The following is a 16,809-nucleotide window of genomic DNA, read 5'->3' on the forward strand; positions in this document are numbered from 1 at the left end:
TCGATAGATTTCACTTGCGGCCTGCGGTGGCCGACCCGGACGATCACAGATTTCGTCCCATCCGTCCGGGCGGTTCATGGCCGGGTCGCTGTCTTGCGTTAACACGGCCTTTGCTTTCGGGGCGGATAGATTGGCATTGCAGCACTCGCCGTCTCGTGTCCGTCGTCGGAGTTCTTCGAAGCGCACATGCCTGTCCTCCCCGCCAACGAAGCCGAGCGGCTCCACGCCCTGCGCGATCTTGCTGTTCTCGACACACCGTCGGACATGCAGTTCGACGCCCTGTGTCGCACGGCCTGCGCTCTCTTTCACGTGCCGATGGCGACCGTGACCCTGGTCGACGCGGACAGGCAGTGGTTCAAAGCCAAATGCGGTTTCGACGCAGCCGAGACTCCGCGCATGGGGTCGTTCTGCACCTATGCCATCCTGACCGACGACGTTCTCGTGGTGGAGGATGCGCGGCTCGATCCCCGCTTCGCGACGAGCCCCATCGTCACCGGGGAGCCATATATCCGGTTCTACGCCGGCGCGCCGATCGTCCTGGCCCCGGGGATTCGGATTGGGACCGTCTGTGTCCAGGGTACCGAACCCCGCGGATTCTCTGCCCTGGAGCGGGCACAGCTCGCCGATCTGGCGACCTTGGTGGCGGCGCAGCTCACCCTGCGCCGGACCGAAGCACGCCTCCGGGACAGCGAGGCGCATTACCGCCTGCTCGCCGACAACACCTCCGACATGATCGTTCGTTCGGGCCTCGACACTCGGCGCCAGTATGTTTCCCCGGCATCGCGGACGCTCCTCGGCTACGACCCCGAGGAGCTCGTCGGCTCGCTTCCCATGGACCATATCCACCCCGACGACAGGGACTCCTTCGCGCGCGTCCTCGCCGACCTCGGCGAGGGACGCATGGCCCAGGCGGTCACCCGGCAACGCTATCGCCGCAAGGACGGCTCCTGGGTCTGGGTCGAGGTGACGTTCAACCTCACCCGTGACCCTGTGGATGGGCGTCCGACGGGGTACGTCGCTGCCGTTCGCGACGTGTCGGAGCGCGAAGAGGCCGTTCGCCGCGTCAGCCACATGGCCCGGCACGATGCCCTCACGGATCTGGCCAACCGCACCCTGTTCCACGAGCGCCTGACGCAACGCCTGGCCGCGGCACGAAGAGGCGGCGAAGGCTTTTCCGTGTTGTGCCTCGACCTCGACCGGTTCAAGGCGGTCAACGATGGCCTGGGGCACCAGGCGGGCGACGCGCTCCTGTGTCGGGTCGCCAAACGTCTGAAGGCGCTCGTCGGGGATGCGGACACCGTGGCGCGGGTCGGTGGCGACGAGTTCATCATCATTCACGCGATCGACCGGACCGAGGCCGGAGAGTCCCTGGCGCGGCGTCTCATCGGGGCGATCCGCGAGCCGATTGATCTCGACGGCGAACCGGTGGTCATCGGCGTCAGCATCGGGATCGCCCGCGCACCGCACGACGCTGCGGATGCCGATTCCCTCTGCCGTTACGCGGACCTCGCCCTGCATCAGGCCAAGGGCGCTGGACGGAACACCTTCCGGTTCTACGAACCCGGCATGTCGTTCGGCCGCGCGGTGCGGTCACGCGTCGCCCTCTAGGGGCGATCCCGAACTCCGCGTGTGGGCTCCGGCCCTACCAGCCGCGTGTCTCCTCGCCCGTGGGGCGTCGTCCCTGCGGCGTCAGGCGGTCGATCACCTGCGGCAGGGCTTCGGCCAGCTGCGACAGGAGGTCTTCCCGCGGCAGCCCCGTGCGTTGCGCCAGGGCGTCCACGGTGTCGGAGCCGAGGGCGTCGGAGAGTTGGCGGGGCTGGACCGGACGGTTCTCCCCATGGCCGACCCACGATTCCATCAGATCGCCGAGGCCGCCGCGCTGAAACCGGTCGATGAGTCCGTCGAGGCCGCTCTGTCCGTCCCCTGCCTCGTGGTCGAGGCGGGCGTAGGGTCCCGCCCCCGGCCCGCGCCCGTCGTTGCGGTCGCCCGGCCCGTCGAGCATTCCGGCGAGGTCGCTGAAATCGCCCTCGCGGCGGTTGCGGGACCCGCCGCCCTCATCCTGGGCGAAGCCGCCCTCGTCGCCGTCGTACTCGCCCCCGGCCGGCGGTGCCTCGCGATGGGGCCTCGGTCCGCCTCCGCCCAGGAGGTCTCCGAGCCCGCCCGCCCCCTTCGACATGAGGAGCATGAGAAGCGCCTGGACGATGGGCGAGAGCTGTCCCATCCCCCCACCGGGTCCACCGCCCTCGCCGCTCCGTTCGTGGCGGCCGCCGCCCAGAACCTGCCCGAGTACGCCGCCGATGACCTGATCGAGGAGGCCCATGGTCGTCTCTCCCATCCTGCGTTGAAGACGCGGTCCGATGCCGTGCCGGATGTCCTACGGTTGCCGGCTGCCGCCGGTTGCGGCCCGGTCCTGCGGGGGAAGGTGATCGAGGGGATTGGTGGTGGACTGTCCGGTCGAACCGGTTACAGCCGTCGAATGACCGATGGCCTTGGGCGGCGAGACCTGACCCGTGGGTCGGTCGGCCGCGGCCCCCCGCGACGGCAGGGTGGCGGGCGTCGGCTGATCGTTGGGATTGGCCACCGACTGGGCCACGGCCGGTCGGGTTCCGAGAGGCGTGACGATCATGCCGAACGCGGCCGAGACGGCAAGACCGGCGACGAACAGGCCCGTGGCTGCGGTTCCGGCGCGGGGCCGCAGGGCATGGCGCCTGCGTGCGGAGGCGGTGGTCATGATCAAGGCGATCTCCGGCGAGGCATGGGGGTGGCACCCCTGGGGTACCCGATGCCGGATCAAGCGCGGGCGGGGGCGCCCGGTTCCCCTCAACCCTTCTTGCGTCCGCCCCCACCCTTGTATTTCGGCTTCTGGCCGCCGAGACCCTGCGTCGAACGCGCTTTCGGCCGTTCCGCCCAGGCGGGCGCGGCGTGCCCCACGGGCATTTCACGGTCGGTGCCCGGCCCCATATTGTCGAGGGTCGGCTTCGAGATGCGGCTCTGCTTCGCTCCGTAGCGCCCGGCCTCGCGCTCGATGTCGCCCTGGCGCGCCATGGGATCGTCTGAGACGAGGAGTTCCGTGGCCTGGAGGCGCTTGAGCTCGTCGCGCAAGCGCGCGGCCTCCTCGAAGTCGAGGTCGGCGGCGGCCGTGCGCATCCGCTTCTCGAGGTCGGCCATCACCGCCTTGAAGTTGTGGCCGATGGTGACGGCGTTCTTGGCGAGCCCCGTATCGACCTGGACGTGATCGCCCTCGAACACGCTCGACAGGATGTCGCCGATACCGCGCTTCACGCTCTGCGGAGTGATGCCGTGCTCGGCGTTGTAGGCGAGCTGCTTCGTGCGGCGGCGTTCGGTTTCCGCCATCGCCCGCTCCATGGAGCCGGTGATGTGGTCGGCGTACAGGATGCAGCGCGCGTCGGCGTTGCGGGCCGCGCGGCCGATGGTCTGAACCAGCGAGGTCTCGGAGCGCAGGAACCCCTCCTTGTCGGCGTCGAGGATCGCCACCAGGGCGCATTCCGGGATGTCCAAGCCTTCGCGAAGGAGATTGATCCCGATCAGGACGTCGAAGGCGCCCAGCCGCAGATCGCGGATGATCTCGATCCGCTCCAGGGTGTCGATGTCCGAGTGCATGTAGCGCACGCGCACGGAGTTCTCGTGCAGGTACTCGGTGAGGTCCTCAGCCATGCGCTTGGTCAGGGTGGTCACGAGGGTGCGGTAGCCGGCCTGGGCGACTTCGCGGACCTCGCCCAGCAGATCGTCCACCTGGGAGCGCGCGGGGCGGATCTCGATGACCGGATCGACGAGGCCGGTGGGGCGGATCACCTGCTCGGCGAAGACGCCGCCGGTCTGCTCCATCTCCCACTTGGCGGGCGTCGCCGAGACGTGGATCGATTGCGGCCGCATGGCGTCCCATTCCTCGAACCGGAGCGGCCGGTTGTCGAGGCAGGACGGCAGGCGGAAGCCGTATTCGGCGAGCGTCGCCTTGCGGCGGAAATCGCCCTTGTACATGCCGCCGATCTGCGGAACCGTGACGTGGCTCTCGTCGGTGAACACGAGGGCGTTGTCGGGCAGGTACTCGAACAGAGTCGGGGGCGGCTCGCCGGGCTTTCGCCCGGTCAGGTAGCGCGAATAGTTCTCGATGCCGTTGCAGGCGCCCGTGGCCTCGATCATCTCGATGTCGAAGGTGCAGCGCTGCTCGATGCGCTGCGCCTCGATCAGGCGGCCCATCTTCGTGAGTTCGTCCACCCGCAGCTTCAGCTCGGTCTTGATGCCCTTGACCGCCTGCTGGAGGGTGGGGCGCGGCGTGACGTAGTGCGAGTTGGCGTAGACCTTCACGAACTTCAGGTCGTTGATCTTCTTGCCCGTCAGCGGATCGAATTCGGTGATGGATTCGATCTCGTCGCCGAACAGGCCGATGCGCCAGCCGCGGTCGTCGAGGTGGGCGGGCCAGAGTTCGATGACGTCGCCGCGCACCCGGAAGGTGCCGCGGGCGAAATCCGACTGGATGCGCTTGTACTGCAGCGCCACGAGGTCGGCGATGAGTTGGCGCTGCTCGATCTTCTCCTCGAGCGACACCGTGAACGACATGGCGGTGTAGGTCTCCACCGAGCCGATGCCGTAGATGCACGAGACGGAGGCGACGAGGATCACGTCGTCGCGTTCGAGCAGGGCGCGGGTGGCGGCGTGGCGCATGCGGTCGATCTGCTCGTTGATCGAGCTCTCCTTCTCGATGAAGGTGTCCGAGCGCGGCACGTAGGCTTCGGGCTGGTAGTAATCGTAATACGAGACGAAATACTCTACCGCGTTGTCGGGAAAAAAGCTCTTGAACTCGCCGTAGAGCTGCGCCGCCAGGGTTTTGTTCGGTGCGAGGATCAGGGCCGGGCGTTGGGTCTCCTCGATGACCTTGGCCATGGTGAAGGTCTTGCCCGAGCCGGTGACGCCGAGCAGCACCTGATCGCGCTCGGATTTCTTCACCCCGTCCACGAGTTCGGCGATGGCGCGGGGCTGGTCGCCCGCCGGTTCGAACTCGGATTGCAGGCGGAACGGCTTGCCGCCCTCGGACTTCTTCGGCCGCTCCGGGCGGTGCGGCGTCCAGTTCTTCCCGTCCTTGAACAGGGGATTGCCCTCGGTGAGCAGCCGCGACAGAGCGTCCACCGTGGCCGACACCCCATCGGTGGCGAGCGACGTGTTGCCATCCTCCGCGAGTCCCTCCGGAACCAGTCCCTCCGGGAGCGGACCGTCCTCGGGCGGGGTGAGGCCGAGGGCCTGGGCAAGGCGCGGGTCGACCTCGGCCGCGTCGTGGCTGAACGCCGCCTGCGGCGCCTCGCCGAAGCCCTTGGCCGACTCCTTTTCGCGTTTCGAAGCCGCTTTCTTCGGGCGTCCGGGCCGCTCCGGCGCGGCCGGCGGAGTGTTCTCCACCACCGGCAGACGGTTCCGGTTCAGCGCCGGGCTGAGTAGGGCGGCGAGATGTTCGTCGAGGGGCTGAAGCTCGGGTTTCGATGCCCGGGGTGCTCCCCTGGACTTCGAACCCGCGGCGGTCGAAACCTCCGTGACGGTCGAGGAGCGCGGTTTTTTCGGGGCGGCCATACGGGTAGATATGGGCCTTTCCCACTGAGGCGGGAAGGGTCTCGTCGCTCCCGATCCGCACGAACGCCCTCCCCGCCGCAGTGCCCTCGTCCCTGCGCTCTACGCATGGCTCGAACGCGCGAGCGAACGGCCCGCCGTCGAGGCCGTTAAGTCCTCGCGCCGCCTTCGCGGCGACGGAGTTCTGAATTCATGACGGGAACGGCCCTCATCGCCGGTGCTAGCGGCATCGTCGGCAACAACCTCGCCCGCCACCTCGTGGAGACGGGTTGGCAGGTCCACGGCCTCGCCCGCCGGCCCGTGGACATCGCAGGCGTCACTCCCGTGGTCGCCGATCTCACCGATCCGGCCTCCCTCGCGACGGCCCTGACGGACCTGCAGCCGACCCACGTGTTCATCACCACCTGGATGCGTCAGGCGACGGAGGCGGAGAATTGCCGCGTGAACGGCGCCATGGTCCGTAACCTCCTCGGCGCCCTGGACCACGCGCCCCTGACGCACGTCGCCCTGGTGACGGGGCTGAAGCACTATCTCGGGCCCTTCGAGGCCTACGGCAAAGGCACCCTGCCCCAGACCCCGTTCCGCGAGGACCAGGACCGCCTGCCGGTCGAGAACTTCTACTACGTGCAGGAGGACGAGGTGTTCGCGGCGGCGGCCCGACGCGGCTTCTCCTGGAGCGTGCACCGGCCCCACACCATCGTGGGCTATGCCCTCGGCAACGCCATGAACATGGGCGTGACCCTGGCCGCCTACGCCACCCTGTGCCGCGAGACCGGGCGGCCGTTCGCGTTTCCAGGCTCGCCCCAGCAATGGAACGGCCTCACCGACGTCACCGACGCCCGGCTGCTCGCCCGCCACCTCGCCTGGGCCTCCACCACGAAGGCCGCCGCCGACCGCGCGTTCAACGTCGTGAACGGCGACGTCTTCCGGTGGTCGTGGATGTGGGGCCGTATCGCGGAGTGGTTCGGGGTCTCGCCCGCGCCCTATTCGGGGGAGGCGATGCCTCTCGAGCAGCAGATGACGGGGGCCGCTCCCCTCTGGCGCGAACTCGCCGGCCGGCACGGCCTCGTGGAGCCGGACCTCGACCGCCTCGCCTCGGCTTGGCACACGGATGCGGATCTCGGCCGGCCCATCGAGGTCGTCACCGACATGAGCCGCAGCCGCCGCCTCGGCTTCCTCGACTACCAGCCGAGCGACGACGCCTTCTTCGACCTGTTTTCGCGGTTGCGGGCCGAGCGGGTGATCCCGTAGGCGGCTCGCGATCGCCCCCCGGCTGGACAGGCCGGGGGGCAAAGCCCAGATGACGTCCGGATCACCGACCGGACGGACCCCGATGCAGCCGCAAAACCCCGAAAAGCCCGAACTCGACGACGCGACCCTCGCCTTCGCCGGGAAAGTCTTCCAGTTCGCCCGCCTCGGGCACACGCAGGAACTCGCCGACCTGTTCGGCCAGGGTTTGCCGGCCAATCTGCGCAACGACAAGGGCGACAGCCTGCTCATGCTCGCCGCCTACAATGGGCAGGCCGAGACCGCGCGGGCGATCCTCGAACACGGCGGCGATCCCGAACTCGCCAATGACCGGGGCCAGACGCCGCTGGCCGGCGCCGCGTTCAAGGGTGACCGCGCCATGGCCGAACTGCTGCTCGCCCACGGCGCCCTCGTGGACGGCACCGGCGACGGCTCCCGCACGGCCCTCATGACGGCGGCGATGTTCGACCGGATCGAGATGATCGATCTGCTGCTGGCCCACGGCGCCGATCCGGACCGGCGCGACGGCGCCGGTTTGACCGCCGCCGAGATGGCTCAGTCCATGGGGGCCGTCCACGCTCCGGCCCGCCTCGCTCAAGCCCCGCGTCCGCCGGCCTGACGCGGCCTGCATCAGGGGCGGTTCGGGTGTATGGAGCGGGTCGGGCCTTGGGGCCCGTCAGGCCCGATGAGTGCTCCATGACCCGTCCGCTCCAGAACCGCCGTATCCTCCTCGTGATCGGCGGCGGCATCGCGGCCTACAAGGCCCTCGACCTCATCCGCCGCCTGCGCGAGCGCGGGGCCCAGGTGCGCCCGCTCCTGACGAAGGGGGCCCAGGAATTCGTGACGCCCCTCGCCGCCGCGGCTCTCGCCGGCGAGCGCGCCCATACGGACCTGTTCGACCGGGCGGAGGAGGCCGATATCGGCCACATCAAGCTCGCCCGCGACGCCGACGCCATCGTGGTGGCGCCCGCCACCGCGAGCCTGATGGCCCGGATGGCCACGGGCGAGGCCTCGGATCTCGCCGCCACGGTGCTCCTCGCCACCACCCTGCCGATCCTCATCGCCCCGGCCATGAACGTGCGGATGTGGCAGCACCCGGCGACCCGGCGCAACCTCGCGACTCTGAAGGGGGATGGCGTCCACGTCGTCGGCCCCAACGATGGAGCCATGGCTGAGGCCGAGTTCGGCCCCGGGCGCCTCGCCGAACCCGCCGAGATCGCCGACGCCGTGGAGGCGATGCTGGCGGGGGACGACGCGGGCTCTGGCTTCGGCTTCCTTGCCGGGCGGCCGCAGAACCCTGCTAGGCCCCTCGCGGGGCGCCGTGTCCTCGTCACCTCCGGTCCGACCCACGAGCCCATCGACCCCGTGCGCTACCTCGCCAACCGTTCTTCGGGCCGCCAGGGGCACGCCATCGCGGCGGCGGCGGCGGCGGCGGGAGCCGAGGTCACCCTGGTGTCCGGTCCCGTTCAGATCCCGGACCCGGCCGGGGTGCGGGTGATCGCCGTCGAGACCGCCCGCGCCATGCTGGCGGCGGTGGAGACGGCCCTGCCGGCGGACATCGCCGTGTTCACCGCCGCCGTCGGCGACTGGCGCCCCGCTTCCGTCGGCGCCAACAAGATCAAGAAGGACGGCGGCGATCCGGCACCCCTGGTCCTCGTCGAGAACCCCGACATCCTCGCCACCATCGCGGCCCGGTCGAGCGACCGCCCGACCCTCGTAGTGGGCTTCGCCGCCGAGACCGACGACGTGCTGGCCAATGCCCGCCGGAAGATCGCCCGCAAGGGATGCGATCTCCTCGTCGCCAACGACGTCTCGGCCTCCGGCGGGGTGATGGGGGGCTTGACGAACACCGTTCATCTCGTCGGGCGCGACGGCTCCGTCGAGACCTGGCCGACCCTCGACAAGGACGAGGTCGGGCGCCGCCTCGTCGCGCGGTTCGCCGCGTTGCTGCCCGCGTGACGCAGTGCGGTAAATACCTGCGGACCCAATGTCCCGCGCCGCGCGTTAAGGCTTGACTAACCCGTCCCCCGGCATCATTTCGGCGTCGCCCACGACTCCGCTCCGCGCCGGTCGTGCGGCTCCATAGGACCTGACTGACCCAATGCCCAGCGACAGTAGTCGATGGACCGTGCCGTCTTCGGCCGTCCGCGTGCGCCAGGCCTGATCTCTGGATCGGGTTCGCCCGCGATCGGCCCCCGGTGGCCGGTCGAACGAGGTGAGCCCATGACCGTCTTGAAGCTTTCGTCCTTCCCGGCCGTTTTTCGCCCGGTCGGTTTCCGCACGAACATCCGTCTTCCGACTGAGTTTCGTCTGCCCGCCGCCCGGCGCCTGGCCACTGCAAAATCGTCCGGCAAGCCCGTCCGCGCCAAGGCGGCGCGCGACGCCAACGTCGCCCTGATCATGGCGGTGATGATGAGCCTCGTCTTCGCGCCCGTGGTCGGCATGCATCTCTTCGCCACCTTCGGCGCCGTCGAGAAGGCCCCGAAGCCCGCCGCCGAGGTGGTGTCCCAGGCCGTTCCCGCCCTGCCCCCGGGCTGATCGCGCGTTGGGGCGGGAAACGATCAGGTCTGCGCCTGGGCTGCCGCGTGCGCATCCGATAGGGCGGCGTCTTCCGCGGCGATCCGAGTAGCGGCGGGCCGACTGTTGACGCGGGCGATGTAGTCCCGGATCGTCGGATGCTCGGGCACGAGCTTGAAGCTCGTGGTCCAGCCGAGGGCCGTGCCCCAGAGGATATCGGCGGCGCTGAAGCGATCCCCGAGGAGATACGGTCCCTTCGCCAGCGCCCCCAGCAACGTCGCCATCACCGTGTCGAAGTCGCCGTAGGCCGACATGGCGCGCGGGCCCGCCTCGCGCTGGAGCGCCCGATCGATGACCGCCGGCTCGAAGCTCGACCCGTAATAGACCATCCAGCGCAGATACGGCCCGCGCAGCGCATCGTCGATGGCGGGGGCGAGGTTGGCGCCCGGAAACAGGTCCGCGAGGTAGAGGTAGATCGCCGCCTGCTCGGTCACGACGGCGTCGCCCCGGGTGAGGGCCGGCACCTTCCCCATGGAATTGACGGCGAGGAAGGCCGGCTCGCGGTGCTCGCCGGCCTTCATATTCAGAACGTGCAGCCGGTGCGGCGCGTCGAGTTCCGCCAGGAGAATGCGCACCCCCGTCGAGCGGGTATTGGGCGCATGGTAGAGCGTGATCTCGGAATCCAAGCCGTTGCCTTTCACGAATCGTCCGCCGCAGGGTCTGCGCCGGATGCGTCGGCGTCAACCGCGGCGGCTTGGGCGCGGCGGTCCGCGACGGCGCGGGCGAGGAGGCACAGGATCTCGAAGGTCAGGGTGGCGCCGGCGAGCGCCGTGAGACCGGAGGGATCGAGGGGGGGGGCGACCTCGACGAGATCGGCTCCCACGAGGTCGAGGCCGCTCAAGGCCCGCACGAGGAACAGCGCTTCCCGGCTCGTGAATCCGCCCATCTCCGGGGTGCCGGTGCCGGGGGCGTAGGCCGGATCGAGGGCGTCGATGTCGAAGCTGAGATAGGCCGGCCCCCCGCCGACGACGGCGAGCGCCTCGGCCGCGACTTCCGGCAGGCCGCGCGCCATCACCGCCTCCATGGGGACGATCCGCACGCCCCTCTCCCGGGCCCAGTCGAGTTCGTCGGCGGCGTCGATGCTGCCGCGCAGGCCGATCTGGATCATCCGCGTCGGATCGAGGACACCGTCCTCTATGGCCCGGCGGAACGGCGTTCCGTGCGTCATCCGGCTGCCGTCGTACTGTCCGTCGTCGGTGTCGCTGTGAGCGTCGATATGGACGAGCCCCACGGGCCTGTGGCGGCCGAGCGCCCGCAGGACCGGGTAGGTCACGAAATGGTCGCCGCCCACCGACAGGGGTACGATGCCGGCGGCAGCCAGCGGGGTATAGAAGTCCTCGATCCGCCGGGCCGTCGCGGCAACGTCGATGGGGTTGACGCAGACGTCGCCGAGGTCGGCGCAGGCCGCGAGGTCGTAGGGAGCCACCCCCGTCGCCGCGTTGAGCGCCCGCGTGCCGGTCGAGGCTTCGCGCACGCCGCGCGGCCCGAGGCGCGCTCCGGGGCGGTTGGTGGTGGCCCCGTCGAATGGAATCCCGACGAGGCCGATGTCGATCCGGCCCGGAGCCTCGGCGGGGTCGAGGACGGGCAGCCGCATGAAGCTCGCGATGCCGGAGAAGCGTGGGCTCGCCATGCCGGAAGGCGGGCGATGACGTGCGATCCGCTCGCCGTGTGAGTCCCGCGTCATCGTTCCTCCCGCGCGTGATCCGGACCGGATCATCTCGCGCGGCGCGCGCGCCGATCAAGCGGAAGACGGCCCCATGACGCTTGCCCGCGACCGTTGCGTTGACGGATCGGCGACGCGTGGCTATAGAGCGCGGATTGCCGACGGTCGCGGTCAGTTCTGCCCGTCGGCTTCGCCATTGCCCGAACAACCTGCGCGCGATCATACGACACTCTGGCCTGCGGGCTCGTCGGGATCGCCTCAAACGTGATGAGGATGCCCCATGGCCAACACCGTGTCGGCCAAGAAAATGACCCGCAAGATCGCGAAGCGGACCGCCGTCAACCGCTCGCGTCGCAGCCGCATGCGCACCTTCGTCCGCAAGGTCGAGGAAGCCATCGCCGGTGGCGACCAGTCCACGGCGCTGACCGCCCTGCGCGAAGCCGAGCCCGAGATCATGCGGGCCGCCCAGCACGGCATCGTGCACAAGAACAACGCGTCCCGGAAGGTCTCGCGCCTCGCGGCTCGGGTCAAGGCGCTCGCCGCCTAACACCTTCGTCCTCAGGACCCATTGCGAAGAAAGCCCGGCAGCGATGCCGGGCTTTCTTCGTTTTCGGCCGTCCGATCGCCCGGCGTCCGCAGGTCCCGCCGCGGGGCGCCGTTCGGCTGCGCTCGGGCCCCGGCCCGGCCTGTCCCGGTGTGGTGCGGTCGCCCGTCATCCGCCGCAGTGTTGCGTTAACGATGATCCGGAATCTGCCGTGTTGTCGAGTCTTAACGCCAAGTGTAACTTAACGATCGCTTGAGAAAACCCGACAAACACCGCGCATGTACGAGTCGAGCGTGAATCGTGCACAAGCTCGGCTCCCTCGTTCGACTCGGTTGCCCAAACCCAGGTCGCGATAGGTGCTTATTTCGCTATCCCCGTTAGTCCCGTTGTTAGGAGAACCGTAGCTTATTGTTGATAGGCTGGTTTCATCGACACGAAGCGCCGCAAGTCAGTTGACTTCGGCGTGAACATCTGGGTCCCGCGAATGGCTCGCGGGGCGCGACGTCAGTCAAGTGTGCGTACGTTCCGATGGCGGCTTTCCGCTCTCGGCGCGAGGAGAATGATGATGCATGTCGAGGGTAGCGCGTCCGGCGGCGCCGAGGCGGCCATGAGCGGCGTGAGTGGCACCGATCCGGTCGCCGCCTGGGCACGGGTAAAGCGCCGCCTGCGGGCGGAACTGGGCGAGGACGTGTTCGCGAGCTGGTTCGCGCGGCTCGAGTTGCTGGAGGTGTCCGGCGGGACGGCGCGCCTCACGGTGCCCACGCGCTTCCTCAAGAGCTGGATCGAGTCCCACTACCTCGACCGGGTGCTGAACACCTTCCGCAGCGAAGTCGAGGAGGTCACGCGCATCGACGTGTCGGTGCGTGGCCCCGCCGCGGCCCGTCCGGCCGCCGCCGCTGCCGGCGCCGCGCCGAAACCCATGGCATCGCCGAGCCCCCTCGCCCGGCTCCAGGCCGCCGGGGCCGGGATGCAGGCTCCGAACGAGAGCGAATCCGACGCCCCCGCCCCGGCCCGGACGGAGAGCGCCCCCGGCGACCTCAACGGCGCACCCCTCGACAACCGCCTCACCTTCGCGAGCTTCGTGGTCGGTCGCTCCAACGCCCTGGCTCATGCGGCCGGTGAGCGCGTGGCCCGCCACGACGGCCAGGGCGCACTCTACAATCCGCTCTATCTCCATGCCGGGGTGGGCCTCGGCAAGACCCACCTCCTCCACGCCATCGGCCATGCCGCGCGCGATTCCGGCCGTCGGGTGATCTACCTCACCGCCGATCGTTTCATGTACGGCTTCGTCAACGCCCTGAAGACCCAGAACGCCCTCGCCTTCAAGGAGCGCCTGCGGGCCATCGATCTTCTCATCCTCGACGACGTGCAGTTCATCCAGGGCAAGTCGATCCAGGCCGAGTTCGGCCACACTCTCAATGCCCTGATCGATGCCGGCCGCCAGGTCGTCGTTGCCTCCGACCGGCCGCCGGCGGAACTCGAGGCCTTGGAAGAGCGGGTGCGCTCGCGTCTCGCCGGCGGCCTCGTCGTCGAAATCGGCACCCTCGACGAGCAGCTGCGTACCTCGATCCTCTCGGCCCGCCTGGCCGCCGTGCAGGTCTCGCATCCGAGCTTCGAGGTCTCGCCCACGGTGGCGACCTACGTCGCCCGATCGATCACGGCCAACGGCCGCGACCTCGAAGGCGCCGTGAACCGCCTGCTGGCGCATGCGACCCTCACGGGAGCCGTCGTCACCATGGAGACGGCGGAGGCCGCGATCCGCGACCTCGTGAAGAACCGCGAGCCCAAGCGCATCAAGATCGAGGACATCCAGAAGCTCGTCGCGTCGCGCTACAACGTCTCGCGCTCGGACATCCTGTCGGAGCGGCGCACGGCCGCCGTGGTCAAGCCGCGTCAGATCGCCATGTACCTGTCGAAGGTCCTCACCCTGCGCTCGCTTCCTGAGATCGGCCGACGCTTCGGCGGGCGCGACCACACCACGGTGCTCCACGCCGTGCGCAAGATCGACAAGCTCATCGGCGAGGACAACGTCCTCAATGACGAAGTCGAGCTCCTGAAGCGGATGCTGCAGGATTGATCGCGCCCCGCCCCGTGGATCGCCATCCACGGGGCGACGTCATCCCCGAATCACCGCGATCTCGCACTTGCGTTCGGTGAAGCCCTTCGCCAAGTTGCTCGGCCACTGAGCCGCTCGGCTCCTGAGCCCGTCCTCGTGCGGCGCCGGCTCAGGCGACATTCTCCTGCGACCACGAGTTTTTGCCATGAGAGTCACTGTCGAGCGCGCGGCCCTCCTTCGTTCGCTCGGCCACGTGCACCGCGTGGTCGAACGTCGCAACACGATTCCGATCCTGTCCAACGTGCTCCTGCGCGGCGGTCCGTCGGGCCTGGAACTGCGCGCCACCGACCTCGACATCGAGGTGACGGAGACGATCCCCGCCGATGTCGCGGATGCCGGCGCCACCACGGTCCCGGCGCACGTGATCTACGACATCGTGCGCAAATTGCCCGACGGTGCCCAGGTCTCCCTGGAGACCAGTGGCGAGAGCGGGCAGATGACGATCCGCTCGGGGCGCTCGCGCTTCTCCCTCGGGGCCCTGCCGGAGGGGGATTTTCCCGATCTCGCCGCCGGCGAGCTGCCGAACCGCTTCACCCTCGCGGCGGCCGACCTCAAGCGCCTCATCGAGAAGACGCAGTTCGCCATCTCCACGGAGGAGACGCGCTATTATCTCAACGGCATCTACCTCCACACCATCGAGTCCGAGGGCTCCTTGAAGATGCGGGCCGTGGCCACCGACGGCCACCGCCTCGCCCGCGTCGAGATCGAGGCGCCGGACGGCAGCCGCGACATGCCGGGCGTCATCGTGCCGCGCAAGGCAGTGGCCGAGATCATCAAGCTCGTGGAGGATGGCGGCGAGGGCGTCGAGATCGACCTGTCGGCGGCCAAGATCCGCTTCCGCTTCGCCAGCGGCGTGGTGCTGATCTCCAAGCTCATCGACGGCACCTTCCCGGATTACCAGCGGGTGATCCCGGCCGGGAACGACAAGTTCCTCACCGTGGAGCGCGATCAGTTCGCCCGCGCCGTGGATCGCGTCTCGACCATCTCGTCCGAGCGCGGCCGCGCGGTGAAGCTCGCCGTGCAGGAGGGGCGCCTCGCCCTCTCCGTCAACAACCCGGATTCCGGCAGCGCCACGGAGGAGCTCGACGTCGATTACGACGCGCCCGCCCTCGATATCGGCTTCAACGCCCGCTATCTCCTCGACATCACCGGCCAGCTTGAGGGCGACACTGCCCTGTTCAAGCTCGCCGATCCGGGTTCGCCGACCCTGATCCAGGACCGCGAGGGCGCGCCCGCGCTCTACGTTCTGATGCCGATGCGGGTGTGATCGCGACCGTTTCGTCCCTTCCCACCGAGATGACGCCCGAAGACGGGTCGGCGGAGCGAGGCCTTCGCCTCACTCGCCTGATCTGTCGCGACTTCCGCAACCACGCCGACCTCGACCTCGTCGTGGGCCGCCGCTTCGTGGCCCTCGTCGGCGAGAACGGCGCCGGCAAGACCAATCTGCTCGAGGCCGTCTCCCTGTTCTCGCCGGGGCGGGGCCTGCGCCGGGCCGATCTCGCCGGCATGGCCCGCATCGGGGGCGCGGGTGGCTTTGCCGTGTCCATGACCCTGGCGGCGGGCGTGGGCGAGCATCGGGTCGGCACCGGCTACGAACCGCCGGGCCTCGACGGACGCGCCGCGCGCCTGTGCCGGATCGACGGGGCCACGGCGCCCTCTCCCGTGGCGTTCTCCGAGTTCCTGCGGGTGGTGTGGCTGACCCCCGACTTCGACGGCCTGTTCCGGGGGCCGGCCGGCGACCGCCGCCGCTTCCTCGACCGTCTGGTCCTCGCCGTGGACGCGGCCCACGGCGCACGGGTCAACGCCCTGGAGCGGGCCCTGCGCTCGCGCAACCGCCTCCTGGAGGAACGGCCGAGCGACGGGCAATGGCTCGACGCAATCGAGCGCGAGGTGGCCGAACTCGGGGTCGCCGTGGCCCTGGCCCGGCGCGAGACCACCGAACGCCTCGATCGGCTGATCGCGGAGAGCCGCGACGACGCCCAGCCGTTCCCATGGGCGGCCCTGCGGCTCGAAGGTGATCTCGACGACCTCGTGGCCGTCTGGCCGGCCCTGGAGGCCGAGGACCGCTTCCGCCTGGCCCTGCGCCACGGCCGCGCCCGCGACCGCGCCGCCGGGCGCACCCTCAGCGGCCCGCAGACCAGCGACCTCGTGGTGCGCCACGGCCCCAAGGACGTGCCCGCCGCCACCGCCTCCACGGGCGAGCAGAAGGCGCTCCTCATCGGCCTGGTGCTGGCCCATGCCCGTCTCGTCCAGGCCATGTGCGGGATCGCGCCCCTCGTCCTCCTCGACGAGGTCGCCGCACACCTCGATCCGCGCCGCCGGGCCGGTCTGTTCGATGCCCTCGACGCCCTCTCGGGTCAGGTCTGGATGACGGGGGCCGATCCGGCTCTCTTCTCGGAACTCGAAGGGCGCGCCGACATGGTCAGGATCGTCGATGGGCGCGTCGCCGCGCCCTGAACCGCCGGGACGAGCCATGTCGATCGCGAATCTCCTCCTGTTTGCCGGCCTCTACGCCGTGGCGGTGGCCTCGCCCGGTCCCGGCATCGCCGCCCTCGTGGCGCGGGTGCTGGCGCGCGGGACGGGCGGCATCGCGGCCTTCATCGCCGGTTTCGTCGTGGGCGACCTCGTTTGGTTCGGCGTGGCGGCGGCCGGCATGGCCTTCGTCGCCCAGTCCCTGGCCGCCGCGTTCGTGGTCCTGAAATACGCTGGTGCCGCGTATCTCGCGGTTCTCGCCTGGAAAGCCTGGACCGCGCCCGTGGCGCCCATCGAGACCAGGCCCATGGACGACGAGGGCCGGATGCGCCTGTTCGTCGGCGGTCTCGTCCTCACCCTCGGCAACCCGAAGGTGATCCTGTTCTTCCTTGCTCTCCTGCCGGGTGTGATCGATCTCGATCGCTTGAGCGCGTCCGGCTTCGCCGCGATGGGCGCGACCATCATCGTCGTCCTGAGCAGCATCCTCTCCGCCTATGCCGGGGCTGCGGCCCGTGCCCGACGGGTCTTCACTTCGCAGCGCGCGCGGCGGGCGATCAATCGCGGCGCCGGGACGGTGATGGCGGGTGCGGCGGTCGCCATCGCGACGCGGTGACG

Annotated in this window: 15 protein-coding genes; 10 read left to right on the forward strand and 5 right to left on the reverse strand. The window is 69.6% G+C overall.

The features are described from left to right. Positions 1 to 186: 186 nt before the first annotated feature. On the forward strand, positions 187 to 1,608 hold the full coding sequence (locus MFF01_RS14225; RefSeq protein WP_238226408.1) for a sensor domain-containing diguanylate cyclase: 1,422 nt from the start codon (positions 187 to 189) through the stop codon (positions 1,606 to 1,608). A gap of 34 nt (positions 1,609 to 1,642) precedes the next feature. Here MFF01_RS14225 and MFF01_RS14230 read toward each other — a convergent pair whose 3' ends face one another. The 3 genes from MFF01_RS14230 to uvrB all read right to left on the reverse strand — a co-directional run bounded on the left by MFF01_RS14230 (position 1,643) and on the right by uvrB (position 5,577). Continuing rightward, positions 1,643 to 2,320, reverse strand: a complete 678-nt coding sequence (locus MFF01_RS14230) for a YidB family protein (protein WP_238226410.1) — start codon at positions 2,318 to 2,320, stop codon at positions 1,643 to 1,645. 54 nt (positions 2,321 to 2,374) lie between these two features. Next, a complete protein-coding gene (locus MFF01_RS14235; protein WP_238226412.1) occupies positions 2,375 to 2,731 on the reverse strand; it encodes a hypothetical protein in 357 nt (118 codons plus the stop codon). 89 nt (positions 2,732 to 2,820) lie between these two features. After that, positions 2,821 to 5,577: an excinuclease ABC subunit UvrB gene (gene uvrB, locus MFF01_RS14240; protein ID WP_238226413.1), complete on the reverse strand. Its 2,757-nt coding sequence runs from the start codon at positions 5,575 to 5,577 to the stop codon at positions 2,821 to 2,823. 189 nt (positions 5,578 to 5,766) lie between these two features. On the opposite strand from uvrB, the gene MFF01_RS14245 reads away from it, so the two are divergent. From MFF01_RS14245 to MFF01_RS14260, 4 genes are all read left to right on the forward strand, one after another. Then, positions 5,767 to 6,825: an SDR family oxidoreductase gene (locus tag MFF01_RS14245; RefSeq protein WP_238226415.1), complete on the forward strand. Its 1,059-nt coding sequence runs from the start codon at positions 5,767 to 5,769 to the stop codon at positions 6,823 to 6,825. Positions 6,826 to 6,907: 82 nt separating this feature from the next. Further along, positions 6,908 to 7,441, forward strand: a complete 534-nt coding sequence (locus MFF01_RS14250) for an ankyrin repeat domain-containing protein (protein WP_238226416.1) — start codon at positions 6,908 to 6,910, stop codon at positions 7,439 to 7,441. Between the two features lie 77 nt (positions 7,442 to 7,518). Then, the gene (coaBC, locus tag MFF01_RS14255; RefSeq protein WP_238226418.1) at positions 7,519 to 8,781 is read left to right on the forward strand and encodes a bifunctional phosphopantothenoylcysteine decarboxylase/phosphopantothenate--cysteine ligase CoaBC; all 1,263 of its coding nucleotides are present in this window, start codon (positions 7,519 to 7,521) and stop codon (positions 8,779 to 8,781) included. A 264-nt stretch (positions 8,782 to 9,045) separates the two neighbouring features. Then, a complete protein-coding gene (locus MFF01_RS14260; protein ID WP_238226419.1) occupies positions 9,046 to 9,360 on the forward strand; it encodes a hypothetical protein in 315 nt (104 codons plus the stop codon). Positions 9,361 to 9,383: 23 nt separating this feature from the next. Here the strand turns inward: MFF01_RS14260 and MFF01_RS14265 are convergent, their stop codons facing one another. Both MFF01_RS14265 and speB read right to left on the reverse strand, forming a co-directional pair. Beyond that, on the reverse strand, positions 9,384 to 10,040 hold the full coding sequence (locus MFF01_RS14265; protein ID WP_238226421.1) for a glutathione S-transferase family protein: 657 nt from the start codon (positions 10,038 to 10,040) through the stop codon (positions 9,384 to 9,386). After that, on the reverse strand, positions 10,037 to 11,083 hold the full coding sequence (speB, locus tag MFF01_RS14270; RefSeq protein ID WP_238226422.1) for an agmatinase: 1,047 nt from the start codon (positions 11,081 to 11,083) through the stop codon (positions 10,037 to 10,039). The genes MFF01_RS14265 and speB overlap by 4 nt, the downstream gene beginning before the upstream one ends. Positions 11,084 to 11,342: 259 nt before the next feature. Between speB and rpsT the strand changes: the two genes are divergently transcribed. The 5 genes from rpsT to MFF01_RS14295 all read left to right on the forward strand — a co-directional run bounded on the left by rpsT (position 11,343) and on the right by MFF01_RS14295 (position 16,807). After that, positions 11,343 to 11,609, forward strand: coding sequence for a 30S ribosomal protein S20 (gene rpsT, locus MFF01_RS14275; protein ID WP_238226424.1), 267 nt, complete (start codon positions 11,343 to 11,345; stop codon positions 11,607 to 11,609). Positions 11,610 to 12,171: 562 nt separating this feature from the next. Next, positions 12,172 to 13,683, forward strand: coding sequence for a chromosomal replication initiator protein DnaA (gene dnaA, locus MFF01_RS14280; protein WP_238226501.1), 1,512 nt, complete (start codon positions 12,172 to 12,174; stop codon positions 13,681 to 13,683). 184 nt (positions 13,684 to 13,867) lie between these two features. Next, positions 13,868 to 14,989 carry a DNA polymerase III subunit beta gene (gene dnaN / locus MFF01_RS14285; RefSeq protein ID WP_238226426.1) on the forward strand — a complete coding sequence of 374 codons (1,122 nt, stop codon included), beginning with the start codon at positions 13,868 to 13,870 and terminating at the stop codon, positions 14,987 to 14,989. 29 nt (positions 14,990 to 15,018) lie between these two features. Continuing rightward, a complete protein-coding gene (gene recF, locus MFF01_RS14290) occupies positions 15,019 to 16,179 on the forward strand; it encodes a DNA replication/repair protein RecF (protein ID WP_238226503.1) in 1,161 nt (386 codons plus the stop codon). Positions 16,180 to 16,195: 16 nt separating this feature from the next. Next, a complete protein-coding gene (locus MFF01_RS14295; protein ID WP_238226428.1) occupies positions 16,196 to 16,807 on the forward strand; it encodes a LysE family translocator in 612 nt (203 codons plus the stop codon). Positions 16,808 to 16,809 lie beyond the last annotated feature (2 nt).

The sequence above is a fragment of the Methylobacterium adhaesivum genome, from assembly GCF_022179065.1.
In the GTDB taxonomy this organism is placed as follows: Bacteria; Pseudomonadota; Alphaproteobacteria; order Rhizobiales; family Beijerinckiaceae; genus Methylobacterium; species Methylobacterium adhaesivum.